Origin of the sequence: Streptomyces sp. P9-2B-2, from assembly GCF_030406865.1 — a bacterium.
Classification (GTDB): Bacteria; Actinomycetota; Actinomycetes; order Streptomycetales; family Streptomycetaceae; genus Streptomyces; species Streptomyces platensis.
In genome coordinates this window covers 7,749,970-7,766,849 of the sequence record NZ_CP129126.1, presented here as the reverse complement: position 1 = coordinate 7,766,849, position 16,880 = coordinate 7,749,970, and the positions used below count along the sequence as shown (strand labels likewise).

15 protein-coding genes are annotated in these 16,880 nt (G+C 72.1%); 8 read left to right on the top strand and 7 right to left on the bottom strand.

Features of this window, described 5'->3' with window-relative positions:
- Nucleotides 1-128 precede the first annotated feature (128 nt).
- The 3 genes from QT196_RS34155 to QT196_RS34145 all read right to left on the bottom strand — a co-directional run bounded on the left by QT196_RS34155 (nt 129) and on the right by QT196_RS34145 (nt 2,428).
- Nucleotides 129-1,199 (bottom strand): glycosyl hydrolase family 18 protein, encoded by a 1,071-nt coding sequence (locus tag QT196_RS34155; protein WP_266732490.1) that lies wholly within the window; start codon nt 1,197-1,199, stop codon nt 129-131.
- Between the two features lie 75 nt (nt 1,200-1,274).
- Nucleotides 1,275-1,757: a hypothetical protein gene (locus tag QT196_RS34150; protein ID WP_168482539.1), complete on the bottom strand. Its 483-nt coding sequence runs from the start codon at nt 1,755-1,757 to the stop codon at nt 1,275-1,277.
- Nucleotides 1,754-2,428, bottom strand: coding sequence for a helix-turn-helix domain-containing protein (locus tag QT196_RS34145; RefSeq protein ID WP_266732487.1), 675 nt, complete (start codon nt 2,426-2,428; stop codon nt 1,754-1,756). Before QT196_RS34145 ends, QT196_RS34150 begins: the two co-directional genes overlap by 4 nt.
- A 113-nt stretch (nt 2,429-2,541) precedes the next feature.
- On the opposite strand from QT196_RS34145, the gene QT196_RS34140 reads away from it, so the two are divergent.
- The 7 genes from QT196_RS34140 to QT196_RS34110 all read left to right on the top strand — a co-directional run bounded on the left by QT196_RS34140 (nt 2,542) and on the right by QT196_RS34110 (nt 10,924).
- Nucleotides 2,542-3,753 (top strand): pyridoxal phosphate-dependent aminotransferase, encoded by a 1,212-nt coding sequence (locus QT196_RS34140; RefSeq protein ID WP_168482537.1) that lies wholly within the window; start codon nt 2,542-2,544, stop codon nt 3,751-3,753.
- Nucleotides 3,754-4,084: 331 nt separating this feature from the next.
- Nucleotides 4,085-5,362 carry an ergothioneine biosynthesis glutamate--cysteine ligase EgtA gene (egtA, locus tag QT196_RS34135; protein WP_168482536.1) on the top strand — a complete coding sequence of 426 codons (1,278 nt, stop codon included), beginning with the start codon at nt 4,085-4,087 and terminating at the stop codon, nt 5,360-5,362.
- Entirely contained in the window at nt 5,359-6,681 is a 1,323-nt protein-coding gene (gene egtB / locus QT196_RS34130; RefSeq protein ID WP_290356321.1) for an ergothioneine biosynthesis protein EgtB, read from the top strand. The genes egtA and egtB overlap by 4 nt, the downstream gene beginning before the upstream one ends.
- Before the next feature lie 37 nt (nt 6,682-6,718).
- The gene (gene egtC / locus QT196_RS34125; protein ID WP_290356320.1) at nt 6,719-7,474 is read left to right on the top strand and encodes an ergothioneine biosynthesis protein EgtC; all 756 of its coding nucleotides are present in this window, start codon (nt 6,719-6,721) and stop codon (nt 7,472-7,474) included.
- Nucleotides 7,471-8,433, top strand: a complete 963-nt coding sequence (gene egtD, locus QT196_RS34120; protein ID WP_266732480.1) for an L-histidine N(alpha)-methyltransferase — start codon at nt 7,471-7,473, stop codon at nt 8,431-8,433. Before egtC ends, egtD begins: the two co-directional genes overlap by 4 nt.
- A 146-nt stretch (nt 8,434-8,579) precedes the next feature.
- The gene (locus tag QT196_RS34115) at nt 8,580-9,509 is read left to right on the top strand and encodes a phosphatidylinositol-specific phospholipase C (protein ID WP_266732478.1); all 930 of its coding nucleotides are present in this window, start codon (nt 8,580-8,582) and stop codon (nt 9,507-9,509) included.
- 287 nt (nt 9,510-9,796) lie between these two features.
- A complete protein-coding gene (locus QT196_RS34110) occupies nt 9,797-10,924 on the top strand; it encodes a trypsin-like peptidase domain-containing protein (protein ID WP_290356316.1) in 1,128 nt (375 codons plus the stop codon).
- Here the strand turns inward: QT196_RS34110 and QT196_RS34105 are convergent.
- Nucleotides 10,896-11,930, bottom strand: a complete 1,035-nt coding sequence (locus QT196_RS34105) for a phosphatidylinositol-specific phospholipase C domain-containing protein (RefSeq protein WP_168482534.1) — start codon at nt 11,928-11,930, stop codon at nt 10,896-10,898. The genes QT196_RS34110 and QT196_RS34105 overlap by 29 nt on opposite strands.
- Before the next feature lie 174 nt (nt 11,931-12,104).
- On the opposite strand from QT196_RS34105, the gene QT196_RS34100 reads away from it, so the two are divergent.
- Nucleotides 12,105-12,659, top strand: a complete 555-nt coding sequence (locus QT196_RS34100; RefSeq protein ID WP_290356314.1) for a DUF2165 domain-containing protein — start codon at nt 12,105-12,107, stop codon at nt 12,657-12,659.
- 32 nt (nt 12,660-12,691) lie between these two features.
- Here QT196_RS34100 and QT196_RS34095 read toward each other — a convergent pair whose 3' ends face one another.
- The 3 genes from QT196_RS34095 to QT196_RS34085 form a co-directional block, all read right to left on the bottom strand.
- Nucleotides 12,692-12,832 carry a hypothetical protein gene (locus tag QT196_RS34095; protein WP_168482532.1) on the bottom strand — a complete coding sequence of 47 codons (141 nt, stop codon included), beginning with the start codon at nt 12,830-12,832 and terminating at the stop codon, nt 12,692-12,694.
- Entirely contained in the window at nt 12,829-13,506 is a 678-nt protein-coding gene (locus QT196_RS34090; RefSeq protein ID WP_290356312.1) for a DUF6232 family protein, read from the bottom strand. The genes QT196_RS34095 and QT196_RS34090 overlap by 4 nt, the downstream gene beginning before the upstream one ends.
- A 179-nt stretch (nt 13,507-13,685) precedes the next feature.
- Nucleotides 13,686-16,874, bottom strand: a complete 3,189-nt coding sequence (locus QT196_RS34085) for a cytochrome P450 (RefSeq protein WP_290356310.1) — start codon at nt 16,872-16,874, stop codon at nt 13,686-13,688.
- Nucleotides 16,875-16,880: the final 6 nt, after the last annotated feature.

The window sequence follows — 16,880 nt, the reverse complement described above, 5'->3', positions numbered from 1 at the left end:
GGCCCCCTCGCCAGCGACATACTAAGCGGTCGGTATCCCGTAGGGAACAGTCTCCGCCACTCCGTCGCGCCCCTCGCGCAGGCCCCCGAGCACCGCGGCGGGGCCCGTCGTCCACGGCCGCGCCGCGGCTACCCGTCGCGGAGCGCGGACCAGAAGTCCGGGTCCTCGAACCCGAGCGCCCAGAGGCCGGTGCCGCGCACCCCGTACTTCCTCAGCAGCGGCAGCTGCGCGCGGACCCCGCGGCCGTCCTGGTACCAGACCTCGTGCTCCTCACCGTCCTTGCGGTAGGTGAAGTGCGGGGTGCCGGACACCTCGTCGAAGCGGTAGTCCGCGTCCTCCCGCTCACGCAGCGCCTCCGCCTCTTTCCAGGTCACATGGGCCGCATGGCCGGTGACCCCACGGACCCAGTCCCAGCCGTAGCCCGGGAAGGCCACCTCGATCTTGTGCCGGGGGACGGTGTCGGTGGCGTAGCGCAGGAACTCGTCGTACCAGTCCCTCGCGGAGAGCGGGCCCGCGTCGCCGCCCGACCAGTGCAGGTCGTAGCCCATGATGCGGAACCGGTCGGTGTACCGGCCGAGCCGCTCGTAGTCGAAGGCCTGGCCACTGCCGCGGACCCGGGCCAGCACCGTGACCACACACTGCTTGTCCCTCTCGTGCAGCCGTGCGCACAGCTCCTTGACGAGCGCGTTGTAGCCGGTCCGCACCCGGTCGCGGTCCTCCCGGTCACCGCTGAGGGCCATCGCCTCGTAGTCCAGGTCGAGCCCGTCGTAGGAGCGGCTCTCGACCAGGTCCAGCAGCGTGTCGATATGGTCCCGCCGCCGCTCCGGATCGTGCATCAGCGCGGCCATCTTCGCGGCGCCGAGGGTCTCGGTCACGGTGGGCACGACATCGATCCCGGCGTCGTGCAGCCCGTCGATGATGTCGCGCCGCCCGGCGCCGTGATGCCCCTTGATGGTCATATCGGAGGAGGTCTCGTACCAGAAGGGGCTGACGGTGTGCAGTTGGGCGGCGTGCCGCAGCGCGTCGCGGTAGGCGGCGTCGATATCGCCCCAGTAGGGCAGCCAGGCCGAGCCGGTCCGCCCGCCGCTCCTCGGGTCGTGGGCCGCCGCGGCCGCCGGGGTCCAGAGCCCGGTGAGCAACGCCACGGTCAGCAGTAGCGCAAGCCCGGTGCGCGACTGGGTTCCTGATGCTTGATCCATTTCCCGAGCGCTACCCGATGCGGTTGCTGACGTACCGTCAGTTCAGCCGAACGGACGCGCCCGGGGGCGGTGTCCTCAGGTGCGCCCGGCCCGCTGCTGGGCGTCCCGCAGGGCCTCGGACGGGGTGGCCCAGCGGGCCCGGATCACCCGGAAACCGGCCTCCTCGCAGGCGTCGCAGACGAGTTCGTCGTCATCGACGACATGGCGGATCTCCCGGTCGCGGGCGATCCGGCGCAGGATCTCCAGCTTGGTGTGCCGCGCCGGGCGCCGGTCATGGTTCGGCCGCATCCACAACCTGCCCTCGGGCAGGCCGTGTTGGGCGAGCCAGGCCACGGTGTCCCGGCGGCAGCGCTCCGGGCGGCCCGTCAGGTAGACGACCTCGCAGTCCTCGGTGCTGCGCAGCGCCAGGGCCACCCCCTCGGCCAGGGGAGGGTCCGCGGTGGCCGCCGCGAAGAAGGCCCGCCAGTCACGCGGGGTCTGCCGCAGCAGATGCTGGCGGTGGCCGGTGTCCGCGAGCGTGCCGTCCAGGTCGAAGACCGCCAGGGGGCGCGTCGTCATGCCGTTGTCGTCCTCTTCCGCCGCTGCCGTTCACCGGATCCCGCGGGCAAGGTGACCGCGATCCGGCCGGATTCGATCCCCCGTGCGAGGGAGAGGCGATCGTACGCGATATCAGCACAGGTCGCGGCGTCCATCCGCAGCCGGATATCGGGGTGCGCGGCCGGGCCGTCCGCGTATCCGGGCCCGCCCTCAGGGTGGCCGGATTCCGGCCCGTCGCCGCCCAGGACGACATGGAACTCGCCCTCGTCGAGGGCGATATCGATGACGTCGGTGCCGTCGGTGAAGTGCCGGGCCAGCCTCGCCATGAGAGGGACCGCGAACCAGTGGGCCCGTAGCGCGTCGGTCGGGCGCCGCTCGTCGAGGGCGGGCGCGCCCCAGTCGGCGAGGGCGGTGAGCGCGGGCAGCAGTGCGTGCCCGCGGGTGGTGAGTTCGTAGACGAAGGCGGCGCCGGGCGGGGCGAGCCGGCGGCGGGTGACCAGGCCGTCCCGTTCCATGTCCTTGAGCCGGGAGGCGAGTATGTCGGTGCTGACGCCCGGCAGGTCGGCGTGCAGATCGGTGTAGCGCCGGGGGCCGCCCAGCAGTTCCCGGACGATCAGGAGCGTCCAGCGGTCGCCGACGGCGTCCAGGGCCCGGGCGACGGCGCAGTACTGGTCATAGCTTCGGCGCGGCATGGCTCCAGCATAGACAAAGGTTGGACTTTCCAAGTCCCGGCTTGGTAAAACCAAGTACGTTCTGACGAATGCTGCCGCGCCGCGCGGTGAGCGAGGGACCGGGAGGCCACCGCATGCAGTTCAAGCAATCCAGCAAGATGGCCGACGTCTGCTACGAGATCCGCGGGCCGGTGATCGAGCACGCGGACGCGCTGGAGGAGGCGGGCCACAGCGTGCTGAGGCTCAACACCGGCAATCCGGCGCTGTTCGGCTTCGAGTGCCCCGAGGAGATCCTTCAGGACGTGATGCGCAATCTGTCCCGCGCACACGGCTACACGGAGTCCCGCGGCATCCTCTCGGCCCGCCGCGCGGTCGCCCAGCACTACCAGCAGAACGGACTGCCCGACGTCGGCGTCGATGACATCTACCTCGGCAACGGCGTCTCCGAACTCGTCTCGATGGCGGTGCAGGCCCTCCTCGACGACGGTGACGAGGTCCTCATCCCGGCCCCCGACTTCCCGCTCTGGACGGCGGTCACCTCCCTCGCGGGCGGCAAGCCCGTGCACTATCTCTGCGACGAGTCCGCGGACTGGCTGCCGGACCTCGACGACCTCGCCTCGAAGATCACCGACCGGACCCGGGCGATGGTCATCATCAACCCCAACAACCCGACCGGCGCGGTCTATCCGCGCGAACTGCTCGACGGCATGCTCGACCTCGCCCGGCGCCACGGGCTGATGGTCTTCGCCGACGAGATCTACGACCGGATCCTGTACGACGGCGCGGTCCACCACCACGCCGCGGTCCTCGCTCCCGACCTGGTCTGTCTGACGTTCAGCGGGCTGTCCAAGTCCTCCCTGGTGGCCGGATTCCGCTCCGGCTGGCTGGTGGTCTCCGGCCCCAAGCAGCACGCCGCCGACTATCTGGAGGGCCTGGGCACCCTCGCCTCCATGCGGCTGTGCCCGAACGCCCCCGCCCAGTACGCCATCCAGGCCGCGCTCGGCGGCCGGCAGAGCATCCAGGACCTGGTGCTGCCGGGCGGCCGGCTGCACGAGCAGCGCGACCGGGCCTGGGAGCGGCTGAACGAGATCCCGGGCGTCTCCTGCGTCAAGCCCAAGGGCGCGCTCTACGCCTTCCCCCGCCTCGACCCGGCCGTGCACAAGATCCACGACGACGAGAAGTTCGTCCTCGATCTGCTGCTGCGGGAGAAGATCCAGGTCGTCCAGGGCACCGGCTTCAACTGGCCGCGCCCGGACCACTTCCGCATCCTCACCCTCCCGCACGCCGATGACCTGGACGCGGCGATCAGCCGGATCGGACGCTTCCTGGCGGGCTACCGCCAGTAATGCCGGGCGCCCGGCCACACCGGGCCGCCGCCCGGCCAAGGCGGCAAACCGCACCCCGCCCCGCACTCACTCGAACGGCCGTACGCCTTCCCGGGCCCCGTCCGCCGCCCGCCGATACGGTCCCGGGGCCGCGCGGCGGGCAGGAAGGCCGTCCTGGCGCCGAGGAGGCGCCGCGGCACCTCGGGTGGTCTCCGGGCCCCGGCCCTCCCTCTCGCCCGGTGGACGCCCGTTCCGCCGTCCACCGTCCGAACGCGCTCTTGAGCGCATCGCCCGCAGGAGATTAGGTGGAGGGCGGCAATCCTGCCGTCACCCCACAAGGGAGAGGGATTCGATGCCCGTACGACCTGCGGTATCGGAAGCGGAGCTGGAAGCTCACCTGCACGGAATATGCTTCAAGACGGGCCCGCCGCGCCGTATCGGCGTGGAGATCGAATGGCTGGTCCATGATGCGCGCAACCCCCGATGTCCGGTCGAACCCGCCCGGCTGCAGAGCGCCGCCACCGCCCTGCGCGCGCTCCCCCTCACCTCTCGGCTGACCTTCGAACCCGGCGGCCAGCTGGAGCTCAGCTCGCTGCCCGCCACCTCCCTCACCGACTGCATCGAGGCCGTCACCGCCGACCTCGCGCAGGTCCGGCCCGCCATGCTGGCCATGGGCCTGGGCCTGGCCGGCCACGGCCACAATCCGTGGCACCCCCCGCGGCGGGTGCTGACCGACCCCCGCTACAACGCCATGGAGACGTACTTCGACCGCTGGGGCTCCGCCGGGCGGTCCATGATGTGCGCCACCGCGTCCGTGCAGGTGTGTGTGGACGCCGGCCACGAGGAGCCGGGACCGCTCGGATACAGCCGGCGCTGGCTGCTGGCCCATCTGCTGGGCGCCGTACTGGCCGCGGCGTTCGCCAACTCACCCATCAGCGAGTCCTGCCCGACGGGCTACCGCACCACCCGCCAGGTCATCTGGTCGCAGCTCGACCCGGCCCGTACCCTCGCCCCGCCCCCGGGGCCGGATCCGCGCACCGCCTGGGCGCGCTACGTCCTCGACGCACCGGTCATGTGCGTCCGCTCCGAGGACGGCCACTGGGACGCTCCGGAGGGGCTCACCTTCCGCGAGTGGATCCGTACCGGCGTGCCCAGACCCCCCACCCAGGAGGATCTGGACTACCACGTCACCACGCTCTTCCCGCCGGTACGGCCGCGCGGCCATCTGGAGCTGCGCATGATCGACGCGCAGTCGGGTGATGCCGGATGGATCGTGCCGCTGGCCGTCACGGCCGCGCTGTTCGACGACCCGGAGGCCACCGAGCGGGCGTACCGCATCGTCAAACCCCTGGCGGAGACGGCCGGTTCCCGCCCCGCGCCGCGCAACCCGCTGTGGCGGCACGCCGCCCGCGCCGCGCTGACCGACCCGGAGCTGCACTCCGCCGCGGTGGCCTGTTTCGCCGCCGCGCAGGAGGCCCTGCCGCGCCTCGGTGCCTCGCCCGAGGTGCGCGCGGCGGTCGCGGAGTTCACCGAACGCTATGTGGCACGCGGCCGCTGCCCCGCGGACGACCATCTCGACGCCCTGTACGCCGCGGAGGGCGATCTCATCGTTGGGAAGGACAGCCAGTGACCCCCGATCCCGAGCTCCTCCGTGAGCGCGCGGCCTCGGCGCTGCTCGCCGCCCGCGACCGCACCCGCCTGCTGACCACCTGCGTCGAGCATCCCGACCTCGTCGCCCAGCACTCCCCGCTGATGTCCCCGCTCGTCTGGGACCTCGCCCACATAGGCAACCAGGAGGAGCAGTGGCTGCTGCGCACCGTCGGCGGCCGTGACGCGCTGCGCCCCGACATCGACTCCGTCTACGACGCCTTCGAGCACCCCCGGTCCGAACGCCCCTCGCTGCCGCTGCTGGCCCCCGACGAGGCACACGGCTATGTCGCCGAGGTCCGCGGCCGGGTGCTGGACATCCTGGAGAGCGCCCCGCTGCACGGCGGTCCGCTGCTCGACTCCGGTTTCGCCTTCGGCATGATCGCGCAGCATGAGCAGCAGCACGACGAGACCATGCTCATCACGCACCAGCTGCGCACCGGCCCGGCCGTGCTCACCGCGCCCGAGCCGCCGCCCGCCCCCGACGACCTCCTCCCGGCCGAAGTGCTGGTCCCCGGCGGCCCGTTCACCATGGGCACCTCCACCGAGCCCTGGGCACTGGACAACGAACGACCCGCCCACCGGCGGCTGGTGCCCGCCTTCCTGATCGACACCACACCGGTCAGCAACGGCGCCTACCAGCGGTTCATCGAGGCCGGCGGCTACGAGGAGCGACGCTGGTGGGCCGAGGCCGGCTGGGCGATGGTGCAGGAGCACAAGCTGCGCGCCCCGCTCTTCTGGAAGCGGGACGGCGGCCAGTGGCTGCGGCGGCGGTTCGGGGTGACCGAGCCGGTGCCGCCGGACGAGCCGGTGCTGCATGTGAGCTGGTACGAGGCGGACGCCTACGCACGCTGGGCCGGCCGGCGGCTGCCGTCGGAGTCCGAGTGGGAGAAGGCCGCCCGCCATGACCCGGCGAGCGCGCGGTCCCGGCGCCACCCCTGGGGCGACGAGGACCCCACCCCGGCGCACGCCAACCTCGGCCAGCGGCATCTGCGGCCCGCCCCCGTCGGCAGCTACCCGGACGGCCAGTCGCCGCTCGGCATCCGGCAGTTGATCGGCGATGTGTGGGAGTGGACGGCGAGCGACTTCCTGCCGTACCCGGGCTTCGCCGCCTTCCCCTACCGGGAGTACTCCGAGGTGTTCTTCGGTGACGGCCACAAGGTGCTGCGCGGCGGTTCCTTCGGGGTCGACCCGGTCGCCTGCCGGGGCACCTTCCGCAACTGGGACCTGCCGGTCCGCCGGCAGATCTTCTCCGGGTTCCGGACCGCCCGGGACGCCGACCCGGCGGCGGTGGACGCATGAGGGCCGCGGCCCCGTCCCGTGGGGAGGCCGGTGCCTGATGTGCCGTCACCTTGCCTACCTGGGACCGGAGCGGCCCTTCGGTCAGCTCCTGCTCGCCCCGCCGCACGGCCTCTACCGGCAGTCATGGGCACCCCGCCGCCAGCGCCACGGCACGGTCAACGCCGACGGGTTCGGCGTCGGCTGGTACGCGCCCGGCGACCCGGTGCCCGCGCGCTACCGGCGGGCCGGGCCGATCTGGGGCGATGATCTGCTGCCCGACCTGGCGCGGGTGGTGCGCACCGGCGCGCTGCTGGCCGCCGTACGGGACGCCACCGTGGCCGGGGCGGACGCCGAGGCCGCGGCCGCGCCGTATGCCACCGGCCGCTATCTGTTCAGCCACAACGGCGCGGTGGCCGGCTGGCCGGACGCGCTCGCCCCGCTGGCCGCCGAGCTGCCGCCCGAGGAACTGCTGCGGCTGCCGGCCCGCTGCGACGCGGCGTTCCTCTGGGCGCTGGTCCTGCACCGGCTGGCGCGCGGCGACGAGCTCGGCGACGCGCTGGCCGGTACCGTCACGGCGGTCGCCGGGGCCGCGCCCGGGTCCCGGCTCAATCTGCTGCTCACCGACGGCACCACCATCGCCGCCACCACTTGGGGCGACACGCTCTGCCATCTGGCCCTTCCCGAAGGCGGCACGGTCGTCGCCTCCGAACCGTACGACGACTCCCCCCACTGGACCGAGGTCCCCGACCGCACGCTGCTGCGCGCCACCCGGACCGAGGTCCACCTCACCCCGCTCAAGGAGCCCGCGACGTGAGCCCGCTCAGCATCACCCGCACCCTCCCTGCCGACGCCACCGCGGCCGCGCTGCGCGCCGATGTCGCCCAGGGGCTGTCCCGAACCCCCAAGCAGCTGCCACCGAAGTGGTTCTACGACGCCCGCGGCAGCGAGCTGTTCGAGGACATCACCAAGCTGCCCGACTACTACCCGACCCGGGCCGAGCGGGAGATCCTGCTCACCCGCGCCGATCACATCGCCGCGGCCACCCAGGCCCGCACGCTGATCGAGCTGGGGTCCGGCTCCTCCGACAAGACCCGCCATCTCCTCGGCGCGCTGACCGGACTGCACACCTATCTGCCCATCGACGTCAGCGAATCCGCGCTGGCCGCGGCGGGCGAGGCGCTGCTCACCGAGCACTCCGGGCTGACCGTGCACGCGCTGGTCGCCGACTTCCAGCAGGGCATGGAACTCCCCGGGACGCCCGGCCCGCGGCTGCTCGCGTTCCTCGGCGGCACCATCGGCAATCTGCTCCCCGCGGAGCGGTCGGCGTTCCTGCACTCCGTGCACGCCATGCTGTCCCCGGGCGATGCCCTGCTGCTCGGCACCGACCTGGTCAAGGACGAGGCCACCCTCGTCACCGCCTACGACGATCCGCAGGGCGTCACGGCCGCGTTCAACAAGAACGTCCTGGAGGTCATCAACCGTGAGCTGGGCGGCGACTTCGACCCGGCGGACTTCGACCATGTCGCCCTGTGGAACGCCGGACAGGAGTGGGTCGAGATGCGGCTGCGGGCCCGTAAGGACCTGACCGTCAAGATCCCCGGAGTGGACCTGGCGGTGACCTTCGCGGCGGGCGAGGAGGTGCGCACCGAGGTCTCGGCCAAGTTCCGCCAGGAGGGCGTGCGCGCCGAACTGGCCGCCGCCGGGCTGGAGTTGAAGAACTGGTGGACGGACAGCGCGGACCGTTTCGCGCTCTCCCTGTCCTTCCGGGTCTGACGGCTGCCGCTTCCCGGCCGGCGTGCCCGTCGGGGCCGCCGGCCGGGTGCCGTGTTCGCGCGCGATGTGGTTCGATGCCCCGACCGCGTGTTCGCACCGGACGGCCGGTGCGCACGCACGCAGACTCGACGGGCAGGGGAAGCGGCATGGGACCGGTGCTGGATCGACGGGGATTCCTCAGGGGCGCGGCCGGACTGTCGGCCGCCGGGGTGCTGGCCGGCATCGGCAGCGGGCAGTTCACGGCCGGTGCCGCGGAACGCCGGGCGTCCGCGGTGTCCGTGGCGGACTGGATGGCGGCACTCGGCGACGGCACCCCGGTCCAGCGGCTGACGATCCCCGGCACCCATGACTCCGGTGCCCGGCTGGGCGGCCCCTGGGTGGCCTGCCAGAACACCTCCGTCGACGCCCAACTCGCCTCCGGCATCCGCTTCCTGGACGTCCGCTGCCGGGCCATCGACAACGTCTTCGCCATCCATCACGGTGCCTTCTACCAGGAGCTGATGTTCGGCGATGTACTCAACGCCTGCCGGGCGTTCCTCCGGGCGCACCCCTCCGAGACGGTGCTGATGCGCGTCAAGCAGGAGTACTCGGAGGTCTCCGCCGAGGAGTTCCGCCGGATCTTCGGCAGCTATCTGGACGACAAGGGCTACCGGTCGCTGTTCCGGCTCGATGCCGGTCTGCCGACGCTGGGTGAGGCGCGCGGCAAGGTGGTGCTGCTGGCGGACTCCGAGGGGCTGGGCGGCGTCCGTTACGCCGATCCGCAGCTGTTCGACATCCAGGACGACTACATGGCGGAGCCGTTCGGGAAGTACCCGAAGATCGAGGCCCAGTTCCGCAAGGCCGTCACCCAGCCCGGCAAGCTCTTCGTCAACTACGTCAGCACCTCCGCCTGGCTCCCGCCCCGCTCCAACGCGGACCGCCTCAACCCGCAGGTCAAGAAGCTGCTGACGGGCTCGGAAGAGAGCGGCTGGACCGGGCTGGGCATCGTGCCGATGGACTTCCCGAACGAGAACGGCCTGGCCGAGACGCTGATCGCGCACAACCTCGCGGGGCGGCGGCTGCGGCGCGCAGCCTGACGGCGGCCGACGGGCTCGGCAGCGCCCCTCGGTTCACCCGACCGGCCCAGGGAACGGCGGCCTCACCGCACCTGGTGCGAGCAGCCCGCCGGCCCCGCAAATTCCGGGTCTGTCGGGTGCCCCGGTGCGGGTTTTTCCGGTGCTCTTCGCCGCTCGTACGGAATGAGGCGGCCGGGTGACCCAACCACAGCGGCCACCCCTGCATCAGACTGGGTGAAATGTCTGGATCCGGCGTCGCCCCTGCGTCCAAGGGGGCGTCACCGGCTGATGTGGGGAGGCGGCGGCTGGTGGAGACGAGCGAGCGCGGGACCGTGCCGGCGGACAGCGCCGACGGGGCGGCCGGGGACGCCGGAGTGCCGGCGGCCGGGGCCTGCCCGGTTCCCGGCGGGCCGGACTGCACCGGCCGCGGCCGGGACGGCGTTCCGCTGCGGGTGACCCTGGCGCTCGGGCTGCTGACCGTGGCCGTGGGCAGCACGGTCCTGGCGCTGGACTCCCCGTCCCGCGATCCGTTCCTCGCTCCCGGGGACACCGCCACCGGCTCCTACTCGGCGAACCGGACCGATGGCGACCAGGCCGCCGCCGCGGTGCTCACCGGGCCCTACCAGGAGCGGCCCGGCCCGCCGGTGGCCGCGGCACAGCACGACAGCGTGATGGCGTCCCCGCTGTCCCGGTCCCGGCCGCTGCTGGCCGCCCCGGCGGCCCCCTCGCCGGCGATCGGCGCGCTCTTCTCCCCCGACGACGAGGGCAAGCCCGTCCACCACTGCACGGCCAGCGTGGTGCAGTCCCCGGCGGGCGACCTGATCGCCACCGCGGCGCACTGTGTGCACGACGACGGCTTCCGCACCCGGCTGGTGTTCGCGCCCGGCCTGCACGACGGCATAGCGCCGTACGGCCTGTGGGTACCCACCCGGATCCATGTCGACCCGCGCTGGATCCGGGACCGGGATCCGGACCACGATGTGGCGTTCCTGCGGGTACGCCGGGCGGGCCGGACCGGCGGCCGGATAGCGGACGTCACCGGCGCCGAACACATCCGCTTCGACACACCGGCCGGGCGCCCGGCGCAGCTGACCGGCTATCCCGAGGACCGGGACATACCGGTCAGCTGCCGGCACACGGCGGACGCCCAGGGCCCGGCCCAACTCCGCTTCAGCTGCCCGGGGTTCCCGAACGGGACCAGCGGCGGGCCGATGCTCACCGACCTCGATCCGGCCACCGGGACCGGTGCGCTGATCGGTGTGATCGGCGGTCGCGACGAGGGCGGTGACGACCTCGTCTCGTACAGCAGCCGGTTCGGACCGGACGTGGCCGCGCTCTACCGGCGGGCGACCGCGCAGCCCGGACCGCAGCCCTCGCAGGCCGGATCCCGGGCCGTGGCGTCGGGCGTCAGGCCCCGCGCGGCACCACGGTCTTGAGCACGGACGGCAGCGGATACCAGTCCGCGGTGGCGAAGCTCGCGTGGGCGGCGGCGAGTTGGCCGACCCGGGCCAGGGCCTGGGCCTCGGTGGGGCGGGTGCCGTCGATGGCCGGCGGCACATTGTGGGCGTCGGTCATGATCAGCAGGTAGTGCCGGGTGTCGTACCAGGCGGTGTCGATACTGCCGTTCAGATAGGTCGCGGCGTCCCCGTCGAAGACCACGAACCAGGGGCGCAGCGCGGGGTCCGCGTAGCGCTCGCGGGGGTCGCCGGGGGCGGCGCCGTGCACCGCGGGGAAGGCCGTCGACCGGTCCAGCCGCCCTTGTGCCGCGAGGTTCTTGAGGTGGCCGGCGTACTCCACGTCCGTCCACAGCTTGTCGAACGGGTTCTTCTCCTCGACGGTGCCGGGTATCAGCTCGATCAGGAACTTGCCGGCCAGGTCGGCGCGGGAGGGCCAGCCGTCGGCCCGTACGGCCTCGTCGGGTGTGGCGTGGCCGCCGGTGAGATCGCCGGGGCCGTAGACGGCGTCGCCCAGCTTCTCGCGCACCAGCGCGTCGAACTCGGCGGGCCCGCGACCGCCCTTGGCGTTGAAGCCGTCCTTCATCTCTATCTTGAACAGGATCGGACGGTGGCCGGGGTGCGCGTCATGCCAGGCCCGCACATCGGCGAGGCACCCGGCGAAGTCCTGATTGCGGTCCTTGGTGCGCAGCTCCGAGGGGTTCGCGGCGCCCTCGCAGTTGCTGTTGTTGCCCAGTGGATTGCTGTGCGAGACCCGGAAGGACCGGCCCAGCCCGTTGGTCCAGAGGTCGAGTTCGAGCAGTGCGGCGCCGGAGTCCAGGGCATCCGCGAAGTACGGGTACTTCTCCTTCTCATAGGCGTTGTGAACGCCCACGGACGTGCTGGTGCCGTATGTCGTGCCGGCCGGCTCGGCGCCCGCCGGCACGGTCGCCGCGAGCACCGCCGCCGCCGCGACGGCGACCGTTCCCACACACCGCTTTCCGTTCATGTGCCCCGCTTCCCCTAGGTATCCGGCCGTCCGGGCACCCGCCCAACGGCCGATCGACCGGTCGGTCACCCGGTCGATCGGGGAGCAGCGTACGGGAGTTGGGGGCCATGGGGCGCACGGGGTGGTGGGCGGATAAGCAAAGATCGGACGACATCACCGACTCGGGGAGGACCCATGTCCGACAAAAGCTCCACCAACCGGATACCGCACACCGGACTGCCGCTCGCGGCCGCCACCCTCACGGGCATCGTGGCGCTCTACATCGCCCTCGTGGCCTTCGGAAATATCACGGACTTCGGCACCAATCAGGAATTCGTCCGGCATGTCCTGGCCATGGACACCACTTTCAAGGATCCGGATCTGATGGGCCGGGCCATCACCTCACAGACCTGGCAGGACGCCGCGTACCTGGGCATCATCGCCTGGGAAACGCTCGCCGCCCTGGCCCTGATCGCGGCCACCGCCCTGTGGGCCCAGGGCATGCGCCGCCGGGACCGCCTCGCCCGGGCGCGGCTGGTCAGCACCGTCGGCCTGCTGATGCTCCTCCTCCTCTTCGGTGCGGGCTTCCTCGCCATCGGCGGCGAGTGGTTCTCCATGTGGCAGTCCAAGACCTGGAACGGCCTGGAGGCGGCCACCCGCAATGTCACCCTGGCCGGGATCGCCCTGCTGGTCGTCCATCTCCCGGGGGCGGCCGGGCGGGGGAACGCGGAGGGCGCGGAGGGCGCGTGACGCCCCGGGGGCCCCGCTCGTCGTCGCGTCCGCTACTGCGCGCCCAGGAGCCGGAGGATCCCGTTCAGTTCAGGGTCCATGGCGGCCGGCGCCGCGTTCTTCACCATGCCGATGTTCTTCGTGCCGTTGTTCATGGTGACGCCGTCACCGAGGTAGCAGTTGTCGCCGCTCATGACTTCGCCACCCCCACGTTGCCCGATCCGCCGTACATGTTGACGTTGTCGCCGAAGTGGTAGTTCCTGGGATTGATCAGGAGCGTCTCGACCTTCACCTGGAACTCGATCTCGGGGTTCTCGATCCAGTTCACGACCTGGCCGACGAGCTCATTGAGATGCTGGGTGTTTTTGCTGGTCACCAGGGCCGTCGACGCGCCGGACGTCTCGACGGCCAGCACCCAGTGGGAGGCGGCGGTCAGGACCGCCCCCAAATCCCCGGCACAGTAGACCAGCGACACAACGGCGCCGATCCAGACGAGTTGGGTGATCGTTCGCGAGGCATCCTCGTCGCTGGCGAAGCCGGTGATTCCGTTGAGGATCACCAGGGCGAAGGCCACCGACAGGACGATCCCGACGCGCTTGAGGAAGAGCACGGTTGCCTCACCGCGCCGTGGGGTGAGCAGGAACGTATACACCCGCGTAATGTTCTGCTGTGGGTAGGCGGCGCCGCCTACCCACAGCAGCCGTTTGCTGGTCCGCAGGTCGACGCCGCCCGCCAGGTGCGGGGGTAACGACGGCGGGGGTGGAGGAGCGACTCGGTTGTGCCAGGGTCTGTCGCTACTGGACGCCTTGGACCGTAACGTCGGCGGGGGCTGCTGCCGCGCCATCTCCGGGTTCTCGGGTCTGTCCATGCCCTGTCGATACCCCCCTGAGGCGTGTGATGCCCGTCACTGGGGGATGAACTTTAGCGGGGCGGAAGCGAACACCGCCGCTCCTTTCTGGGCAGAGACAGCGCAACGCAGGCGGAGACTGCCCACTTCATGACCCACCGGGCGGCGGAAGCGCCGCCCCGTGGGTCTCGCGGCACCCCTCAGCCCGCCGCGTACACGTCCTCGATGTAGCGGCCGGAGGCGGTCAGTTCGCGTAGCCAGGCCTCGGATTCCTGCGGGGAGGCGCCGGTGTGGGCTCCGTGCAGCTCGCGGAAGGCGGCCCGTACGCCGGGGGCCATCCGGCTGCCGTCCCCGCAGACGTACACCCGTGCACCGGCCTGGAGCAGTTCCCACACCTTGGCGGCCTCGGCGGCGATCCGGTGCTGGACGAAGCGGTGGCCGTTTTCGGGGCGTTCGCTGAAGACGGGGTGTACGGAGATGACGCCGGCGGCTTCGGCGGCGGCGAACTCCGCGGCGTGCAGGAAGTCGGCGGTGGGGTCGTCACAGCCGAAGTAGAGCCGGGCGGGGGACTGCTGGTTCTCGGCGACACGGTCGGCGACGGCGCCGCGGAAGGGCGCGAGGCCGGTGCCCGCCGCGACCAGGATGACGGGGGTGTCATCGGCCGCGTCGAGGCGGAAGGCCTCGCGGCAGGGCTGGACGCGGGCCAGTACGGTGTCGCCGGGCCGCACACCGTGCAGATAGGTCGAGCCGGTGCCGCCGGGCAGCAGCGAGACCATCAGATCGGCGTGCCGGGCGTCGGTGGCGGGCGAGGACGACAGCGAGTAGTGCCGGGTGCGCAGGGGCGGCAGCAGCTCCAGGACCGTCGGCCAGGGCAGCGCGCCGCGCAGCGCCGGGTGGGCCTCGAGCAGGTCGATCAGGGTGCGCGGGTCGTCCTCGGCGAGGGTCTCCAGGGCGTGGCGCTCGGGCGGGCAGGGGTTGTGGGCGGCCAGCACGGCGACCTGGTCGGGCGTCGGCCGCAGGCCCAGTTCCAGGTGGTGGGTGAGCAGTTGGCGCACCGTCAGGGGTCGGTCGACCGGCAGGGTGTCGCGTCCGGCGCGGCGGCCGGAGTGCAGCGCGAGGACGGTGTCCGGGTCGGCGCCGAGGGCGCGGGCGGCCCGCTCGACGGCGGCGGGGGCGTTGGCGGGCAGCACGGCGAGGTGGTCGGCCGTGCGGTAGGTGACGCCGTCCGGCAGGGCGATCCGCAGGAAGCGCTTGGGCCGCGGCCAGCCCTCGGCGGTGAGGTCGTAGGCCTCGGTGACGGTCATCGGGACGAGGTCATGGCGGGCGGCGAGGGCGTCCAGCCGGCCGCCGGTGATCTCGGTGACGGTGTAGCCGGTGTCCTCCGCCGCCGGTTCGCCGGCGCCGATGCTCGTCGGGTCGCCGTACCGCGTGAGCAGCTGGGTGCGCAGCGCCGCGGTGAACTCTTTGACGGTGCTGCTGAGGTCGCCGGAGGCGTCGGCCTCGGCGCGCGGCAGCAGTCGGTGGGCGCCGAGTGCGTCGAGCCGGTCGTCGATGAGGGTGGGTATGTGCTGGTAGGTGGCGGCCCAGTTGCGGTCGCCGACGCCGAGCACGGCGAACGGCAGGCCGGTGGCGGCGCCGTCCTGCGCGGTGTTCAGCCACTGGACGAAGGCGGCCGCGTCGTCGGTGGGCTGCCCGTTGTAGGAGGCGGCGACGATGACGACCGGGCGGTCGGCGGGCAGCGCACCGGCGTAGGCGTCCAGCGGCGCCACATCGGCGGCGAAGCCGAGTCCGGTGGCCTCGTCGGCGAGCCGCTCGGCGAACTCGCGGCAGGTGCCGTAGTTGCTGCCGTGCAACAGCAGCAGTCCGGTGCCCTGGGGCACGCGGGTCGGCAACCCCTCGTCGGTGGCCGCGTCGTTCCCGGCGGTCTCGGCGCTGCCGGGGAGCACGGCCAGCGCGGCGCGGACCGCGGCCCGGTCGGCGGGCGTCCGGGCGGCCAGGGTGAGGGTGAACCCGTCGGGCTTGAGCGTCAGCGTCTCCTTGATCCGCAGCCGGTAGTCGCGGTGGTCGATCAGGCGGTAGCGGTGGGCGAGGAGGGCGAGCAGCATGGTCGCCTCGTGGAGCGCGAACTGCCGCCCGATGCAGGCGCGTTCACCGGTCCCGAAAGGCTTGTACGCATGCGGCGAACGGGCCGCCTCGGCCTCCGGGCTGAAGCGGGACGGGTCGAACAGCTCGGGGTTGTCGCCCCAGACGGGGTCGCGGTGCAGCATCGGGGTGAGCACCATGACCGGTTCCCCGGCCTTCAGCGGATAGCGGCCGCCGAGCAAGGTGTCCTCGCGGGCCTGACGGAAGAAGGCGCCGGCGGTGGGCCACAGCCGCAGCGTCTCGTTGAGGACCTGGCGGGTGAACGGCAGCCGTCCGATGTCCTCGAACGAGGGGTCGGGGTCGGCCTGGTCGCCCCACAGCTCGTCGGCCTCCCGCTGGACCATGCGCAGCGCGAGCGGGTCCTTGAGCAGGTAGTAGAGGGCGAAGGAGAGCGCGCCCGAGGTGGTCTCGTGACCGGCGATCAGGAACGTGATGACCTGGTTGCGGATGTTGGCGAGGTCCAGGGTGGGGCCGTCGCCCGCCGCGCCGTCCTCCTGCCCCCGGGCGCCGAGCATCAGGCCCAGCAGATCGTCGTCGCCGCTCTCGCCGCTCGCCGTGCGGGCGGCGATGACCTCGTCGACGACCGACGCGAGATAGTCGGCGTCGGTCCGGAAGGCCGCGTCCGCCGCGGAGTGGTCGCCGTCGGGGTCACGGGAAATCTTCGTCAGGCTCCATTCGAGGCAGCGCACCATGGCCTCGACGAACGGATGCTCGGTGTCACCGCGGGAGAAGGACTCGAAGTCGAAGCCGAAGCCGGCCAGTCCGATGGTGTCCAGCGTCATCCGGGTCATGTCCTCGGCGACCTGGACGGGCGTGCCGTCGGCCACCCGCCGGTCCCAGGCGGCCATGACCCGGCGCACGGCCTTGAGCATCGCCGGGTGGTAGGTGCGCATCGAGCCGAGCGCGAACGCCGGCATCAGGACCTCATGTGCCTTGGCCCAGTTCGGCTCGTCGTTGTAGGCGGTGAACAGACCGTCACCGGTGAACTCTCTGACGTTCTCCAGGACGACCGACTTGGCCTTGCTGAAGCGGGACTCGTCGGCGAGCTCGGTGACCAGGTCGAGCGAGGCGAGGAACAGCGTCTCGTGGTCGCCGAACTTGCGCTTGAAGACCGGGCCGTGGATCCGGGCCAGGTCCATGAACTGCTGGATGGGCGTGTGGATGGGCCCGGCGTCCGTGAGGTCGGCCACCGGAATGCCGTCATCGGCGGCGCTTTCGTCGCTGTGGAGCGCGATGGTGTCGGTCATGACTCC